This is a genomic window from Methylosinus sp. shoA (assembly GCF_059718125.1).
Map to the genome: position 1 here is coordinate 1582501 of NZ_AP046091.1, position 16468 is coordinate 1598968.

Genomic DNA, 16468 nt, shown 5'->3' on the forward strand with positions numbered 1-16468 from the left:
CTTGTCGGGTAAGTTCCGACCTGCACGAATGGCGTAATGACTTCCCCGCTGTCTCCAGCGTCAGCTCAGTGAAATTGAATTCCCCGTGAAGATGCGGGGTTCCTGCGGTCAGACGGAAAGACCCCGTGCACCTTTACTGTAACTTTGCACTGGCATTCGTGTCGGCATGTGTAGGATAGGTGGTAGGCGTTGAATCGCGGGCGCCAGCTCGCGTGGAGCCATCCTTGAAATACCACCCTTATCGTCATGGATGTCTAACCGCGCTCCGTCATCCGGGGCCGGGACAGTGCATGGTAGGCAGTTTGACTGGGGCGGTCGCCTCCCAAAGAGTAACGGAGGCGCGCGATGGTGGGCTCAGAGCGGTCGGAAATCGCTCGTCGAGTGCAATGGCATAAGCCTGCCTGACTGCGAGACAGACAAGTCGAGCAGAGACGAAAGTCGGTCATAGTGATCCGGTGGTCCCGAGTGGGTGGGCCATCGCTCAACGGATAAAAGGTACGCCGGGGATAACAGGCTGATAACCCCCAAGAGTCCATATCGACGGGGTTGTTTGGCACCTCGATGTCGGCTCATCACATCCTGGGGCTGGAGAAGGTCCCAAGGGTTCGGCTGTTCGCCGATTAAAGTGGTACGTGAGCTGGGTTCAGAACGTCGTGAGACAGTTCGGTCCCTATCTGCCGTGGGTGTCGGAGAATTGAGAGGATTTGTCCCTAGTACGAGAGGACCGGGATGAACATACCTCTGGTGGACCTGTTGTGACGCCAGTCGCAGTGCAGGGTAGCTATGTACGGACGGGATAACCGCTGAATGCATCTAAGCGGGAAACCCACCTCGAAACGAGTTCTCCCTTGAGAGCCGTGGAAGACGACCACGTTGATAGGCCGGGTGTGGAAGCGCAGCAATGCGTGAAGCTTACCGGTACTAATAGCTCGATCGGCTTGATCGTTCTCATTAATCCATGCTCATCCCGATGGATGGCGCGATCGAAAGACGTCAGTTTGCTTCGCTTGTTCTTTGCCGGCCTGGTGGCTTTCAGCGAAGCGACCAGACCCGATCCCATCCCGAACTCGGCCGTCAAACGTTTCTGCGCCAATGGTACTATGTCTCAAGACCTGGGAGAGTAGGTCGTCGCCAGGCCTGCAAAGAACAAGTTTCCTCTCTACGATCTAATTCTATCGGAATAGTGCGATGGCAGTAGCATCAAGTCTCTACTGTGCTCGTCACTACTTTTTTCTATTTGTCGCGGGGTGGAGCAGCCCGGTAGCTCGTCAGGCTCATAACCTGAAGGTCACAGGTTCAAATCCTGTCCCCGCAACCACTTCCAGCATAACTCAATCACCGCCCCGATCTGATCGTCGGGGTGGTTTTTTGCGTTCACGACTGAAGTTCGAATCCCTCTCGACCCGCCAGTTCAGAACAGAAGTGGGTCAGTCTTGCCGCCTGAGATTCGGCGTGATCTCGACCTCGATCCACTCACCACCCTCGCGATTATCCGGAATGTGTCGCCGCATTTCCAAGCAAGGGAGAATATGCAATTTGCGGTCAGGGAGAGTCCAAATATGGAACTCAAGGGCCTCGCCGAATTGAGCGGCAGTTCTCCACTTGTTGCGAGTGATGATGAGGCGCGGCGGCTGCGCACTGCTCGATTTCACTTCGATGAGTCGGTTGATCTCCGACGCCCCGTCTCGCCGGTAAGACAAAATGTCGTAGCCGAGACCATTGTCTTCGATGGCGGCCCACACAGGCTGCCGCTGGATGCCTAGCTGGGCGAGCAGGGCCAGCTCATGCTGATATGACCACCATTCGGCTTTGCGCCCTTGCTGTAGCAGAGCAGTGTCGCGGTCTGCCCGCACATTAGCGGCCAGATTGTCCCACCATAATCATGTGGCGGGATCTGGCGGGGTCTCCAGCAAGCCTGTGAACCGCCCCGGGTTTGCCGGAGGCCGTTTTGTTTGAGCCACGCCGCCATGGCGTGCTCTTTGATCTGCGCATAGTAGCGCGCTTCGGCTTCGGCCGGGGGGATGTTTCCGATCGGCTCCAGCAGTCTCTTGTTGTTGAACCAGTCCACCCATTCGAGCGTGGCGAACTCGACCTGCTCGAGGCTGCGCCACGGTCCGCATCGCCAGATCACCTCGGCCTTGTAGAGCCCGTTGATCGTTTCGGCGAGCGCATTGTCGTAAGAGTCGCCGACGCTGCCGACGGCCGGCTCGACGCCAGCGTCGGCGAGGCGCTCCGTGTATTTTATAGAGACATATTGCACGCCTCGGTCCGAGTGATGCACGAGACCGCCGCGAACAGGCCGGCGATCATGCAGCGCCTGTTCGAGCGCGTCGAACACGAAGGGCGTCTTCGCCGAACGCGAGACGCGCCAGCCGACGATCCGCCGAGCAAAGACATCGATGACGAAGGCCACATAGACAAAGCCCTGCCAGGTCGCGACATAGGTGAAGTCCGCCACCCACAGCCGGTTCGGCCGATCCGCCGCAAACTGCCGGTTCACCTTGTCTTGCGGGCAAAGCGTCTTCTTGTCGCTCACCGTCGTCTTGATCGCCTTGCCGCGCACGACGCCCTGCAAGCCCATGCGCCGCATCAGCCGCTCCACCGTGCAGCGCGCGACATCCTCGCCCTCGCGCCGCAATTGCCGCCACACCTTTCGGGCGCCGTAGACCGAAAAATTCTCCGCGAAAACGCGGCGGATCTTCTCGGTGAGCCCGGCGTCGCGCCGCGCCCGCACTGAGCGCTTCGAGGGATCACGCCGCTGCGCCGCATGCGCCCGATAGCTGGACGGGGCGATCGGCAAGACCTCGCAGATCGGCTCGACCCCGTAGCTGTCGCGGTTCTCGTCGATGAAGGCGATCATGGCTTCGACCGGCGTGACCTGCCCCCGAAGTTTCATCCAGCGGCGGGCGCCGATGGTTGTAGTCGTGCACCCAAGAGCGAATCTTCTTTCTCGCGTGGTCGAGGCCGAAGAACAGCGTCTCGTTGAGCAGCTCGTCCCGCATACGGCCGTTGAAGCTCTCGCAGAAGCCGTTCTGCATCGGCTTGCCCGGCATGATGAAATGCCGCTCCACCTTGTTCTCGTCCGACCAGGACAGGACGGCGTTCGAGGTGAACTCCGTCCCGTTGTCGGAAACGATCATGCCGGGCTTTCCGCGTCTTTCAATCAACGCCGACAGCTCCCGCGCCACCCGCTTGCCGGAGATCGACGTGTCGGGGATCGCCGCCAGGCAGCCGCCGGTAGCCGAAGCGCCGACGCGCGTTGGCGAGATCGTGCAGCTCGGCGCGAAGCTCGTCGTCGGCCGGACGCTTCGACGCGTAGCGCGCCGTCTTGCGATCGATGGCGACGATCCGGCAGGCAGGCCCAACGTTCCGACAGGCCCATCACGGCCCGAAGGTGCGCGACGGCGTCGCGCTTGACGGCGGGCCCTACCATTTTTTTGACAAGAGCTCCCGAAGCGCCGCCGCATCGAGCATCTAAAACGAAGTGAGAGTTCCCCGGCTCTGCCGGGGTGGCAGTAGGAGTTTGACGTTTCCTGCAGTCCACCGACGAAATTTCCAGTCGTGAGCCGTCAAGCACACGATGAGGAAATTCCGCGATGGACGAGTATGAGAGTTTAAGTCATCTTATTCGTGACGCGGCGATTTTTTGCGTCGTCGTGCTGTTCTGCGGGAGGGGTGCACGGGGTTCTGTCGTAAATTTTTATCGGGGGTCGGTACGGACTATGATCGTGGACGGCGTATTGGCGGTCGGGTCGAGCTGGCGTCTCGATAGACAAATTTTGCGACACAACCAAAACATGCCAACTCGGCGCGGCATCAGCGGGCACGGCTTGTGAACATTCGCCTTCTGGCACTAGGGTCTGTAGACATTTAGGCGATTGCGTGCAATGCGGCGGAGAGTTGGACAAAAGCAGCAAAGCTGGCGTCGGTTTTATCGTAGCGGGTTGCGATGCGCCGCCACTCCTTCAGGCGTTGGATGCAGTTCTCGACCAGATGGCGCCATTTGTACATTTCGGCGTCATGCGGGATAAGCTGTTTGCGATCAGCTTTGGAAGGGATGACGGCGAGAGCGCCTTGCTGCTTCAATCGCAGACGCAGGGCGTTGTTATCGAAGGCTTTGTCGGCAATGAGCGCGGCAACGTCGACATCCTCGATCAAGGGCGCAACGCCGACGCTGTCATGGCGCTGCCCCGGTAACAGGATGAAGCGCGCCAGATAGCCCAAAGCATCGACCAAAAGGACGATTTTCGTCGTCAGCCCGCCGCGCGAGCGGCCGATGGCCTGACTTTGAGTCCCCCTTTTGCGCCGGTTCCGTGCCGGTGAACTTTGATGATTGTGCCGTCGATCATCGCATATTCAAAATCAGGATCGCCCGAGAGCGCCATAAAAATCTGATCGAAGACATCCTTCAACGCCCAGCGGCGGAAGCGTTTCCACACCGAGGACCACTTGCCGAAACAATCGGGCAAATCACGCCAGGGTGAACCGGTACGGGCGATCCACAACACCCCCTCCAAGAACAGACGATTGTCTTCGCCGCTACGGCCCGGATCGCCTGCCTTGCCAGGAAGCAGCGGCGCTATCGTTTCCCATTGCTCATCCTTCAATGCCAAGCGAATCAAGGCTAACCTCCATTTTTCAGCCTTGAATCAAAATTTCAGCCTTGCGGGAATCCCCTTCCTACTCGAATGTCTACAGACCTTAGCGCCCTTCGACCGCTGTCGGCCAGCAGAAATGCGAGCGCTCGAGGCGCTTGGCGAACAGACCGATAGTCGGCTCCAATCACACGCCGGAGCCGTTGTCAATTCCAGCGTGTCCACAGCTTGCGGGGAATCGGCGTATCCGTTTATCTGCTTCGTCGATTTGTCTTTATTCGTCGAAGGAGGCTGATTGCATGAAGTTCCCTATTTTCTCCTAGTGTCGGCGACCCTGATCGTGCCGCCCGGCGCAGCCTTCGCCGGTCCGGGCTACCCGATGGAGTGGAAATCTTGCACCGATCCGCTTGGCCACCACGTCGCCTGCCCGGCTCGCGAAGGCCGCTCGGACGGCCAGCCAAACGAAGACCCGGACCCCTTGCTGGTCAGCGGCGGCCTTCTCTTGCTGGGCGCCGCCGCGGGAGGTGCGCTAGCGCTCAGCAATAGCAATCATAACAGCGGCGCATGGTTCTTCAATCTTTCCGGCCGCCGAGAGCAAGTCCCTGATACGACACCTGCGGACGTCTCGCCTGCGAAGCACAGAAACGAGCGGATTCCCGCGATAAACGCGACCACAGCAGTCGGACACTGTCGTATCCCTCCTGCTCTAGCCCGGATTTCTCACCGAATCGAGGCGCATCGGGGCCTCTGACGGTTTAAACTTGTTTTTTACGATAACGAGTTGCGCCGATTCGAGGGGCTCCCCGATGCAGACGGAGCGTAGCGCGAGCGAGATGGATTTCGGAAGAGCCGGCGCCGTCGCGTCGTTGCCGATTTCGACGGCGGCATGGTCTCCACCGACGCCGGCGCTCTTCTGCTCGGAGAGACGGACCAGACGATCCGGCTCATCGAGCGCTTCTCCGCCTGCTTTCAGGATCGGCGTAATCCCGTCTATGCCGTCCACCCGATCGAGACGCTCGTCGCGCAGTGCGTGTTCGGCCTCGCGCTCGGCTATGAGGATCTCGTCGACCACGACGAGCTGCGGCTCGATCCCGTGCTCGCCGTGCTGCTCGGCAAGTTCGACCGCACGGCGGACGCGCCCGCGCCGCTCGTCGGCAAGAGCACGCTCAATCGCCTGGAGCACGCGCTGCGAGAGGGCAGGAAGCTGCGCTATCACAAAATCGGCCACGACGGCCCCGCGGTCGAGAAGCTGTTCGTCGAGCTGTTTCTCGACGCGCATGTGGAGCCGCCGCGCGAGATCGTGCTCGATCTCGACGCCACCGACGGTCCGCTGCACGGCGATCAGGAGACCGATTCTTTCACGGCTATTACGACTGCTATTGCTATCTGCCGCTCTATGTCTTCTGCGGCGGGCATCTGCTGGCGGCGAAGCTGCGACGCTCGAATATCGACGGCAGCGCCGGCTCGGTCGAGGAGATGGATCGCATCGTCGCGCAAATCTGCGCGCGCGGGCCGAAGGTGATCTGGCTCTACATCTACGAGGCGCTCGCCGCCGCTCTGCCGGGCGGCGTCACGCCCGTGCAGGTGGCTGCTCTGCGAGACGAGGTCGTCGCGGCGACGCCGTTGCGCGCGACGACCGGCGCTCTGATCCGCCGCAGGCAGGCCGCGCCGGCGCTCGAGGCTGCGGGGCTGATGCACGCCTTGCTCAACGCTGTCTCGGCGCGTGAGGACCTCCTGCCCAACATCATGCTCGCCGAGGGCTATTGGCCCGTCGACGGCTGGATGTGGGATTTCATCGCCATCCAGCTCTCTCTTTCGTCGACCGAGATTGCGTCGTTGCAGGCGGCCGCGCTCGCCCTTCCGTGAGGAGATCATCATGAGACGTCCGCTCGTCGCAGCGCTCGCCACTCTGTTCTGGGTGTCGCAGCAACTGCTCGCCCCCGCCATGGCGGGTACCTATTACAATCGCGTGCAGGCGGGCTCCGGCGTCGTCATCGACAGCCACGGCGTGATCTCGATCGCCAGCGGCGCCGTCTATGCGAGCAAGGCGGCGCTGGTCACGGCCGTCGCCGCCGGCGCGTCGCCGCGGATCGTCTCGGTCACCTATGTGGAGACGCCAGCGCCCGGCGCGCCGAGCTGCCCGCTGACCTATATCTATTCGGCCTCCACCGCGGGACTGGAGGGCGAGATCGCGCTCCCGGCGGGCTTCCTGATACCGCAATATACGACCCAGCCCTATGTGGAGGCCTGCCAGTTCGGCGCGCTCGGCGACGCGACGAGCTGGGTGCTGGGCGGCGGCAGCGTCTCGGCCACGGGCAATGGCACCAAAATCGTCACCGTCTCCTCGACCGATATTCTGCGCGCGGGCATGCGGTGCCTCAGCGTGCGGTGGCATTCGGACACGGCCGCGATCCTCCGCACCACTGCGACGTTGCAGCGCGTCGGCTCCGGGACCATCACGCTCGACCGCGCCGCCGCATCGGGATCTGGGCGCATCGCCTGTTGGCGAGAGCTGAGCGACACTCCCGGCAAGGATAATTGCAGGCCCATCCAAAAGGCGATCGACTACGCTCTGATTGTGCGCGCCTCGAACGTGCGATTGCTGGACGGCTCCTATTCGTCGTCTTGCGGCTTCATGCTGGGCTACGGCTACGGCACCTTCAACACGATCGGCCTGATCGGCGCAGGCAAAGCCTTTTTCGATCTGGCCGGCACGAAGATCCTCTGCAGGCAAACAACACGGCCGTGCCTCAATGTGCAGGGCGGGCGAGCGGTGCATGTGCGCCACCTCACTCTCATTGGAGCCAATGTGGGGTTTGGCGCTCACGGGGCCGCCTACCAGACGTATGGAGTCGAGGATTCGGTCTATCCGTCGTCAGACATTCGCGACTGGCTGGCGGAGTCGCTGGACGCCTCCGGCACGACGCCGGGCGGGCTGCAGACAAGGTCGCCGCTCGCCGCCTTTTGCGTCGACTGCTATGCCGGCCCCATGCCGGCGGCGCCCTATGCCGCCTATACGACGCCGGCGGCGCTGCGCTCCGGCTCGCTGCCCGATCAATATGGGCGCGCGGTCACGTCCCATGTGGTTTTCGAAGATGTCGACGCTTACGGTTTTGCGGTCGCTTTCTTAGGAGGCGCGAACTCGCCCTCGCAAGGCGACTTCGTCACAATCGACGAGGCCGGTTTCGGTTTTGGTCCCATCGGCATAGTCTTTGCCAATTCGAACAGCCGCAACCTGCATCTGCAGGATCATGTGGGGCTGGGCCTGCACACGGTCTATTCGAACGACCTGCTCGGCCTTGGCCGCGGCAGGTGGGACGCGACCATCCAGAACGCTTCTTTCTCGAACATCTATCAGCTGATCGACGTGCATGCGACGGCCTTTATCGGACCGACAACGCTGCAAGATGTCTATTGCGAGGGCTGTGTCCGGATCGGCAATTTCGTCGGAGCCTCCTCGTGGCCGTCCGAGCTGATCATCCGCGGCGGCGGGTTTCAGGCCTATGAAAACATCACGCGGCAATCGCCGGCGTCATGGCTGACCGGAGGCTCGCATCAGCGCATCGTGCTGGACGGCGGCGTCCAGCTCAGCGGCCAGGGCAAGCACTGGCCGTCGCTGATCAATGGCGGCGCGAACATATATGTCGACATTCGCTCGGCGCAGCTGCGCGGCATGGCCGATTCCGTCGGCGTCTCCACCGCCGTCGCCAAAGCCGTCGCTACGCTGGGCGGCGCGCCTTTCGGCCCGCCCGAGCTGAATATCTTAGGCGCGCACAATGTCACGCTCGGCAGCGTGCTCTCGACCTATTGCGAAATCGACGGATCGGTCTGCACGGACTCGGCGACATTCTCCAGCGAGATGACGTTCGAGCGATCCTCCGGCGGCAAGACCCGCGCGCCGCTGCATGTCGGCGCGCGCACATTCACGGACACGGGGGGGCGTCCGTGGAGGATTGACCAGCCGGTCTATGGCGGCGTCTTCCCCTCGGCGGATTGGTCGGTCGCCACGACGGGCAAGCCGAGCTGGTCGGCCTGTGACCGCATGGATTTCGTGCAGGTCGGCGGGCAGCATGCGGTCGCCTCGGTGGCGCTGGCGCCAGGGTGGACGCTGGAGGAAGGCAGCTCGGGGATTAATTTCGTGGTGCTTTCGGTGGGGGCCGCCGACGGCTCGGGCAATTTCCCGATTCACACGCAGCAGATGAATGGCATGACGCTGCATGCGGACGGCAGCTGCAAGAGCGCGACGCATCCGTTCACGGACTCGGGCAAATATCTCGTCGCCGTGCCGCCCGCGCCATTGGCGCCGCATGCCGTGCTCTATGCGACCTTCACCGCCGGCCAAAAGACGGTCACGGGCCTGCGCCGCAGCACCAAGGACGACTACGCGGCCGATGTCGCCAATTGGCTGGCGCCGGGCGACACGATCGCGGGGCCGGAGCTGCAGGACACGACCTATTCGCCATGGCCCGTGAGCGACAAAGCGATCGCCACCATCGCCACCGTCACCGCCGGCGTGCCGGGCAGCTTCGAGCTGGTCGACAATTCGGAACTCAGCTGCTCGCACTGTCCCGTGTGGCCGCGGAAGATTCATTGAGCGGGCGGCAGGGGAACCGAAAAATGAGACGCTGACGATTTTTCCTGCTCGCGCTGCTTATCACCCCTGCGCAGGCCGGCTCGACCACATTCTCGAAGGATACGACGCCGGTCGTTTCGAATGATTGGATCGACCTGGGCGCCGGCGCGATCCTGTTGGAACAGAATGACGAATGGGCCGTGCAGCGCGGCCGCTACATGACCCTGGAAACAATTGCCGCTTTGAGCGATGATCCCATCGTCAAGCTGCCTGCCGTGGCCGCCTGATCAAACCGGCTGCCGCCGGAGTCCCTCGATGGGACCGACCTGAGCTACACCACGCTCCGGGACACGATCGCGCGGTTCGCACCATGCCATCTCCAACCTTCCTGACGCCACCATCTCGATCGGTCTCGCCCGACTGATATTTTTTCGGCGTCAGCCCGAAATAGGCGCCGAGCGCCCCGGACTCGCCGAAGCGGGACGGATCACCCACCGCCGAGCGATAGGTCAATGCAACCAGAGCCCCCACGTCGGGTGCGCTCATCAATCTTCGGCAAATCATGTCGGCGCGCGCGATCTTCAGCATTTCACGGTGGAGCTTGGTGAACTCGTTCCACAACGCCGTGAACTGGCCGATACCACCCCATACACAGCAATTGGGCGATCCCTCGCGCGTCTTCCCGGTCTGTCTTCACCGTCATGGCGGACAGAGCCGCTTTCACGTGGCGCGTCTCCAGCAGCACGGCATCGCGGCCGGCGTCGATGAGCCCTGCATGCAGCCACTGCGAATGCGGCCCGGCTTCGAGACCAATGCGGCGGACCGGCAATCCCAGTTCCTCAAAATACCGCACGAGCGCTTCGGGCTCGCCCATCTCGTCCACGACGCACACGCTGCTATCTTTCAAAGACACGTCGATCCCTGCATAATATTCCATGGCTGTTCCTCACTTGATGCCTGGAGCCGATCCTTCGGACTCCGTTCAACACACATCATTCTGAGGGACAGCCACCAGTCTGGCTATTCTCGCGAGGCCCGGCCCATTATGGCATCTCGGCCGCGCCTTCACCCGGCATCAAGAATGAGGTTGAGGCGCGGGGGAAAGGCCGGATCTCGGGAGCTTCCCGGCGATCGTTCCCGAACGTCCTCCGATCCAGGCCGCGACGGCGCCGAGGGCGAGGGCGAAAAAGCCGAAGAGCGCGCCGCGCGACACGACTTTTGCTGTCGTCTGAGCTGCTTGGACAGCCTGTTGCTTGGCTGCATCGACCGTCTGCCGATATTGCAGCTCGTACTGCGCGACCTTTTTTTGCGCTTCCGCCGGGGAGATGTTCTGCGCGCGCGCCAGGGCCTGGGTAGCTCGTTCGCGCGCCTCCTGCGCTTGAGCCTCACCCCCCGTCAGCGCCGCCCGAACGGCTGCGACCGTCGCGTCACGCAACGCCGCGGAATCGCTTCCACCGGAGGCTTCCCGCAATTGCCGCTCGATTGCCCCGAAAGGATCCGTCGCGTTTGCGAGGCCAGGCGCCGCGATCTGCGCTGCGGATGCCGCCGTGCGGCCCACTCCGCCGACTGCGCCGCTGACGCCGCTCAACACGCCCCCGATGATGCCGCCGACCGCCGTCGTCAATAGGAAGAACACGACGAGCGTCGTGACGGCCCAGCTGGTAAGTCCATGGAGAGCCGAATTCGACCCGACGGGACCGCCGGACAGCCGGCCGGCAATGGAACCGCCTGCATAGGCGGCGATGATTCCCGCCACGAGATACCAGATGCCCGCGGCGACCGAGAAGGCGCCGGCCGAAGGATTGTCGGCGGTTCCGGGATCGAGCGTGGAAACGCCGATGCCGAGGCCAAGCAAATTGAGCAGGAGCTGAACGACGAGCGCCACGACGGCGCCGGCTAGCACCGCACCCCACGAGATGCGATTGAGCTCGATGGAGCGCGTCTCTCTGCCAGAGGTCGGCGCCGCCTGCGCCGTTTGCCGATCAGGGTGTCTCGGATAATCAGTCATGGCGCTTCCCTCACGCGCTGTTACGAGTTTGATGGCCGGAGCCGAGATGGCAACATTTCTCGAACCGAAAGGTTCATTCTAATCACGCCCGCACCGAGATGTGCATTAAGCTCGAGCCTCGTCGATGATCATCGTTAGTGCCTCAGATGTCGATAGGGGATCGGGTGGCGCCCACCGCCGCCAAGATTGTGCTGGAGCGATCTTCGAGACGGACTTTGAGAGAATGTTCCGGTCCCCCGCCAGCGGTCCTGTGTCGCCTGAAGAACGATCGGGCCTCCCGTGTCGGAATTGACCGAGAGCGCCGTATGGGCGTAGACGCCGCGCCCCGCCGGGACCAACACGGCCTCGGCCGCGCGTGGTTGTGTGTGGGCGGCGCCGGGGGCGCGTTCGTGACGCGCTGTTCGACGCCAGCGCTCTGTGAAGTCTCGTCTCGAACATCGAAACGCCGACCACTGCGATCGTGACGATCCGCGCCGGGCCGCCGCGTCCGGCTCGGTTGAATTGGCGAAGGTTCGACAGCCACGGGAGTTTCGAAAACAGATCGGATATTTCAATCCTCCGTCAGCGAGGCCGAAACGCTGCGTCCCCGAGGGCGTTTTCGGGCAGGAGAAAACGGAGGCCAAGGAGGCCGCCGTCGATTTGAAGGCGATGCATTCGAAGATCGGCGAACTGACGTTGGAGAACGATTTTTTGTCCGGCGCGCTCAGCAAGGCCGGCCTGCTGAGCGCAAAGCGATGATCGACAGTAGCCACGACCTCCCTATTGCGCGACACCCGACGAGGCCTATTTCGGCGCACAAGCGATGGCGGCGGCCGCATGACCGTCGCCCGCGATTTTGTCGCAGCTTTGGTCGGGCTACGCCCTCCCGACGCCGGGACAAAATCGCAGCACCCCGCATTCGGCAAACCCCGGCAGGAATCCACTTAAAATCCGCGGGGCGCTGTCCAAACAATCGGGGCCAGCTCTTCGATCGATATCCGCCGTCGCGCCGGTTCAATCGCTCGATCGGCTCTGCAGAGCCTGCAGCGCCACCGATGTCGCGGACGAACGGCTGTCCACGCCGAGCTTGACGAAGATGCGCTCGAGATGCTTGTGCACCGTTCTCGGCGAGATGCAGAGAATCTCCGCTATGTCGACATTCGACTTGCCGCGCGCGATCCAGCTCAGAACTTCCGCCTCGCGCAAGGTGAGCGCGAATTTGCCGACGAGGAAAGCCTCGTCGCTGACGAGATGCCGCTCCGACAAACGAAACAGCAGCTCCTCGCCGCCGATCTCACACAGGAAGGAGATCGACATGCGCTCCGTTTCGACCACGAGGGCGCTCTGGTCGCGCCGCTCGATGGCGCCTCGCAAGAGAGCGGAGAAGGCTTCCGGCGGCTTTGCGCGTAAAATCTCGAAGGCGCCGAATTGCGCGGCGAGCAGATCGGCCGCCTGCGGCGTGCACCACAGCGGACGCGCGTTTCCGTCGACCGCGAGGAGATGACGGCCCGCCGCATCCAGCGCGACGCGCGCGCCGAACGCCGCTTTCGCATTGGAGATATGGATGCGAATGCGCGCGACGAGCTCCTCGATGATCACTGGCTTCACGACATAATCGACGCCGCCCGCCTCGAGACCCATCAGCACATGGCCCGTATCCTTGAGGCCGGTGAGAAAAATCACCGGCACATGGGCGAAGCGCGGGTTCTGCTTGATGCGCCGGCAGGTCTCGAAACCGTCGAGCCCGGCCATCACCGCGTCGAGCACGACCACATTGGGTGGAACGCGCTCCAGCAGCGACAGCGCCGCCTCGCCGGTCGTCGCCGCGAGCACGGTGAGATCGGCGCGCTCCAACGCATCGACGAGAAAGCCGAGCTCGTCGCGATTGTCGTCGACGACGAGCGCCGTGTCGCGCTGGCGCAGATCAGTCGACATCGCCGCATCCGTCCCGCAACGCCTGCTTCAACGCTTCGAACTCGAAATTTTTCGCCATCGCGCGCAATTGCGCGACGACGGCGGCATGGCCGGGCGACTCGCTCTCGATCTCGCGCAGAGCCGCCTCTATGCCGCGGCTGTAGCCCGTGTCGCTGAGCCGCAGCAGCCGCTCGACGCGCTCCGGCGAAAGGCCGTGCCGCTGCGGCGCGAGCGTCGCCTCGCCGGCGGGGGCGCGCGCCGCGACATAGAGCCAGTCGAGCCCCAGGAGATTGCCGATGCGATCGAGCATTTCGGAGATCTCGATCGGCTTGATCAGAAAATCGTCATGGGGCGAATCGACCGCGCGGCGCTCGATCAGCTCATGCGCATTGGCCGAAACCATCATGATCGGCGTCTCCGCGCCGAGCGAGGCGCGCAGATGGCGCGCCGTCTCCCATCCGGTCATCTTCGGCATGGCGATGTCGAGCATCACGAGATCGGGACGACGCTCCAGCGCGATGTCGACGCAATCGGCGCCGTTGGACGCGGTCAGCACTTCAAAATCCAGCGCGCCGAGCGATTGCCGCATCAGATCGAGATGGACGGGCGTGTCGTCGGCGACGAGAATCGTCTTGCGCGGCCCGGCATAGCCGCGAATTTGCGGCGGTTTCGGTCCTTCGTCCGGCGAGTGCGCGGCGGTCAGATAGAGGCGCACGACAAAGCGGCTGCCGACGCCCACTTCGCTCTCGACCTTGATCTCGCCGCCGATGATCTGCGTCAGCAGCTTGGTGATGGTGAGGCCGAGGCCGGTGCCGGGAATGGCGGCCACCTGCGGCAGCCGGCCGCGCTCGAAAGGCGCGAAGATTCCCTCCAAATCCTCGGGGAGAATGCCGACGCCGGTGTCTTCGACGATGAATTCGGCGATGTCGTTGCGAAAGCCGACTTTCAGCGAGGCATGGCCCGTCTCGGTGAATTTCACCGCATTGGAGACGAGATTGATGAGGATCTGCCGCAGACGCTTCTTGTCGGTGCGCACGTAGCGGGGCAGTAGCGGGCTGCGCTCGTAGCGAAAGGCGACGCCCTTCGCCGCCGCCTGCAGGCGGAACATGTCCACGAGCTGGTCGAGCGTCTCGTCGATGCGGAAGATGTCGCGCGCGATATCGAGCGAGCCCGTCTCGATCTTGGCGACGTCGAGCAGGCCGTCGATGAGATTGGTGATGTGCTCCGCGCTGCGGCGGATGATGCGCGCCGCATCTCGCGGATTGTCGGTCACGTCGCGCTCGAGCAATTGTGCATAGCCGTTGATCGCGTTGAGCGGCGAGCGGATCTCGTGATTGAGGCCGGCGATGAAGCGCGTCTTGGCGATATTCGCCCCCTCCGCCGCCTCTTTCGCGCGCTGCAGCTCGGCGTCGGTGCGCTCATGCGCCGCGATCTCCTCGCGCAAGATCTCCGTCTGACGGCGCGTCTCCTCCTCCGCGAGACGACGACTCTCCTGCGCGAGAACCAAGGTCCAGGCGGCGACGCCCATCACCAGCAGCAGTCCGACGAAGACGATCTCGAGCGTGGTGCGCACGATCGGCCGCGCGGCGGGGCCGACCGCCGCCGAATATTGCAGATAGATCGCGCCGAGGATCGCCGCGCTGACGAGCGTGAGCAGGCCGAGCACGATGACGAAGCGGCCGGCGCGCGACGAGAAGACGTCGAGCGCGACGCGCGGAAGCAGGCCGGAGAACCGCGCCTTCGCCTGCTCGACGAGGCGGCCGTCCGGCTTGCAGCGGTCGCCGCATCGCATGTCGAGCGAGCAGCAGAGCGAGCAGATCGGCCCGCTGTAGGCGGGACAGCAGGCCATGTCCTGCGGCTCGAAGCTGTTCTCGCAGATCATGCAGCGCACGGGCTGCGCCCCGCCGGCGAAGATCGCCGGCGGCCGCGCGATGTAATAGCGGCCGCGCGTGACGTAAGCGAGCAGCGGCGCCAGCGAGAAGGCGACGACGAAGCCGATCGGCGCCGCGAGCGGCTGCAGCGTCTCGCCGGCGAGGCCGTAGAGAGTCGCGGTGGAGACGATGAGCGAAATCAGCATGGCGCCGCAACCGACCGGATTGAGATCGTAGAGATAGGCGCGGCGGAACTCGATCTGCGGCGCGCCGAGGCCGAGCGGCTTGGAGACGACGAGATCGGCGGTCAAAGCGCCGATCCAGGCCACGGCGAAATTGGAATAGAAGGCGAGCACGCTGTCGACGACGCGGGCGACGCCGAACTCCATCAGCATCAGCGCCAGCATCACGTTGAACACCAGCCAGACGACGCGCCCGGGATGATTATGCGTGAGGCGCGAGAAGAAGTTCGACCAGGCGATCGAGCCCGCATAGGCGTTGGTGACGTTGATCTTGGTCTGGCAGACGACGACGAAGACGAGGGTCAGCCCCAAGGCCAGCGACGGCGAGCCGAACAGTCCGTCGAAGGCGAGACGATAGAGCTCGCTCGGCTCCGCGGCGCGCTCGGCCGGCACGCCGAGCGCGAGCGCCTGGGCCGCCAGGAAAGAGCCGGCGGCGAGCTTGAGCGCTCCGATCACGATCCAGCCGGGCCCGGCGCAGAGCAGCGCGCTGCGCCAGCTCGCGGCGCCGACGCGCTCCTTGCTCGGCAGGAAGCGCAGATAATCGACCTGCTCGCCGATCTGCGGCAGCAGCGAGAGCAGGATGGAGACGGCCGCGCCGAAGCCCGCGAGATCGAAGCCGGCGCCCTGCGCGCCCTGCGCGCCGGGATGCGAAGCCCAGGCGCGCAACGCCGGCGGGCCGGCGGCCATCACATAAGCCAGCGGCGCGATCTGCAATACGAACCAGATCGGCTGCGTCCACAGTTGAAAGCGGCTGATGAAGCGAATGCCGAGCGCGGCGATCGGCAGCACGCAGAGCGCCGATAGGGCGTAGGCGACGCCGATCGGCAGGCCGAGCCCCATCTTCAGCGCCTCGGCCATGATCGTCCCTTCGAGTGCGAAGAGAATGAAGGTGAAGCACGCGTAGATGAGCGAGGTGACCGTGGAGCCGATATAGCCGAAGCCGGCGCCGCGCGTCAGCAGATCCATGTCGACGCCATATTTCGCGGCGTAATGGCCGATCGGCAGGCTGACGAGGAAGGTCAGCGCGCCGACGGCGAGAATCGCCGCCATGGCGTTGGCGAAGCCGAAGCTCAGAGTGACGCCGCCGCCGAGCGCCTCGCAGGCGAGAAAGGAGATCGCCCCGAGCGCCGTGTTGGCGACACGCCACGGCGTGAAGCGGCGCGCCGATTGAGCGGTGTAGCGCAGCGAATAATCTTCGAGCGTCTGATCGGCGACGAACTGGTTATAGGTCCGCCGGACGGGAAAAATACGCTGCTGGTCGCTCATTCGCTCTTTCTGAACTCACC

General features: G+C 63.5%; 7 protein-coding genes, 1 tRNA gene, 2 rRNA genes, 6 pseudogenes and 1 other annotated feature (1 of these 17 cut by a window edge). Of the genes and pseudogenes, 8 read left to right on the forward strand and 8 right to left on the reverse strand.

The genetic code is table 11. The features are described 5' to 3' along the window. From AC6IW9_RS07195 to AC6IW9_RS07205, 3 genes are all read left to right on the forward strand, one after another. Positions 1 to 946: ribosomal RNA gene (locus AC6IW9_RS07195) — 23S ribosomal RNA — on the forward strand; it begins 1900 nt to the left of the window's first position. Positions 947 to 1021: 75 nt separating this feature from the next. Then, positions 1022 to 1137 (forward strand): 5S ribosomal RNA (rrf, locus tag AC6IW9_RS07200). Between the two features lie 104 nt (positions 1138 to 1241). Continuing rightward, positions 1242 to 1318: transfer RNA gene (locus AC6IW9_RS07205), tRNA-Met, on the forward strand. A 109-nt stretch (positions 1319 to 1427) separates the two neighbouring features. On the opposite strand, the gene AC6IW9_RS07210 is transcribed toward AC6IW9_RS07205, so the two are convergent. From AC6IW9_RS07210 to AC6IW9_RS07225, 4 genes and pseudogenes are all read right to left on the reverse strand, one after another. Then, the gene (locus AC6IW9_RS07210) at positions 1428 to 1853 is read right to left on the reverse strand and encodes a protein NO VEIN domain-containing protein (protein WP_497770766.1); all 426 of its coding nucleotides are present in this window, start codon (positions 1851 to 1853) and stop codon (positions 1428 to 1430) included. A gap of 107 nt (positions 1854 to 1960) precedes the next feature. Then, positions 1961 to 2884, reverse strand: a pseudogene (locus tag AC6IW9_RS07215) (IS3 family transposase); the annotation flags it as partial. Beyond that, positions 2786 to 2898, reverse strand: a sequence feature (AL1L pseudoknot). Its footprint overlaps the pseudogene before it by 99 nt. Before the next feature lie 5 nt (positions 2899 to 2903). Beyond that, positions 2904 to 3474: pseudogene (locus AC6IW9_RS07220) on the reverse strand (integrase core domain-containing protein); the annotation flags it as partial. A 396-nt stretch (positions 3475 to 3870) separates the two neighbouring features. Next, a protein-coding gene (locus AC6IW9_RS07225) for an IS5 family transposase (RefSeq protein ID WP_497770768.1) occupies positions 3871 to 4622 on the reverse strand; the annotation gives its coding sequence in 2 pieces (ribosomal slippage) (positions 3871 to 4292 and positions 4292 to 4622; 753 coding nt in all). A 268-nt stretch (positions 4623 to 4890) separates the two neighbouring features. On the opposite strand from AC6IW9_RS07225, the gene AC6IW9_RS07230 reads away from it, so the two are divergent. The 4 genes and pseudogenes from AC6IW9_RS07230 to AC6IW9_RS07245 all read left to right on the forward strand — a co-directional run. Continuing rightward, positions 4891 to 5346 carry a hypothetical protein gene (locus AC6IW9_RS07230; protein ID WP_497770770.1) on the forward strand — a complete coding sequence of 152 codons (456 nt, stop codon included), beginning with the start codon at positions 4891 to 4893 and terminating at the stop codon, positions 5344 to 5346. Positions 5347 to 5401: 55 nt separating this feature from the next. Continuing rightward, positions 5402 to 6116, forward strand: a pseudogene (locus AC6IW9_RS07235) (transposase); the annotation flags it as partial. A gap of 355 nt (positions 6117 to 6471) precedes the next feature. After that, positions 6472 to 9189 (forward strand): hypothetical protein, encoded by a 2718-nt coding sequence (locus tag AC6IW9_RS07240; protein WP_497770772.1) that lies wholly within the window; start codon positions 6472 to 6474, stop codon positions 9187 to 9189. A gap of 143 nt (positions 9190 to 9332) precedes the next feature. Further along, a pseudogene (locus AC6IW9_RS07245) lies at positions 9333 to 9455 on the forward strand (IS256 family transposase); the annotation flags it as partial. 70 nt (positions 9456 to 9525) lie between these two features. Here AC6IW9_RS07245 and AC6IW9_RS07250 read toward each other — a convergent pair. After that, a pseudogene (locus tag AC6IW9_RS07250) lies at positions 9526 to 10105 on the reverse strand (transposase); the annotation flags it as partial. Positions 10106 to 10243: 138 nt separating this feature from the next. Continuing rightward, on the reverse strand, positions 10244 to 11176 hold the full coding sequence (locus AC6IW9_RS07255; protein WP_497770774.1) for a PhnA-like protein: 933 nt from the start codon (positions 11174 to 11176) through the stop codon (positions 10244 to 10246). A gap of 591 nt (positions 11177 to 11767) precedes the next feature. On the opposite strand from AC6IW9_RS07255, the pseudogene AC6IW9_RS07260 reads away from it, so the two are divergent. Continuing rightward, positions 11768 to 11946: pseudogene (locus AC6IW9_RS07260) on the forward strand (IS3 family transposase); the annotation flags it as partial. A gap of 223 nt (positions 11947 to 12169) precedes the next feature. Here AC6IW9_RS07260 and AC6IW9_RS07265 read toward each other — a convergent pair. Both AC6IW9_RS07265 and AC6IW9_RS07270 read right to left on the reverse strand, forming a co-directional pair. Beyond that, the gene (locus AC6IW9_RS07265; protein WP_497770777.1) at positions 12170 to 13090 is read right to left on the reverse strand and encodes a response regulator; all 921 of its coding nucleotides are present in this window, start codon (positions 13088 to 13090) and stop codon (positions 12170 to 12172) included. After that, on the reverse strand, positions 13080 to 16448 hold the full coding sequence (locus tag AC6IW9_RS07270) for a hybrid sensor histidine kinase/response regulator (RefSeq protein WP_497770779.1): 3369 nt from the start codon (positions 16446 to 16448) through the stop codon (positions 13080 to 13082). Before AC6IW9_RS07270 ends, AC6IW9_RS07265 begins: the two co-directional genes overlap by 11 nt. Positions 16449 to 16468 lie beyond the last annotated feature (20 nt).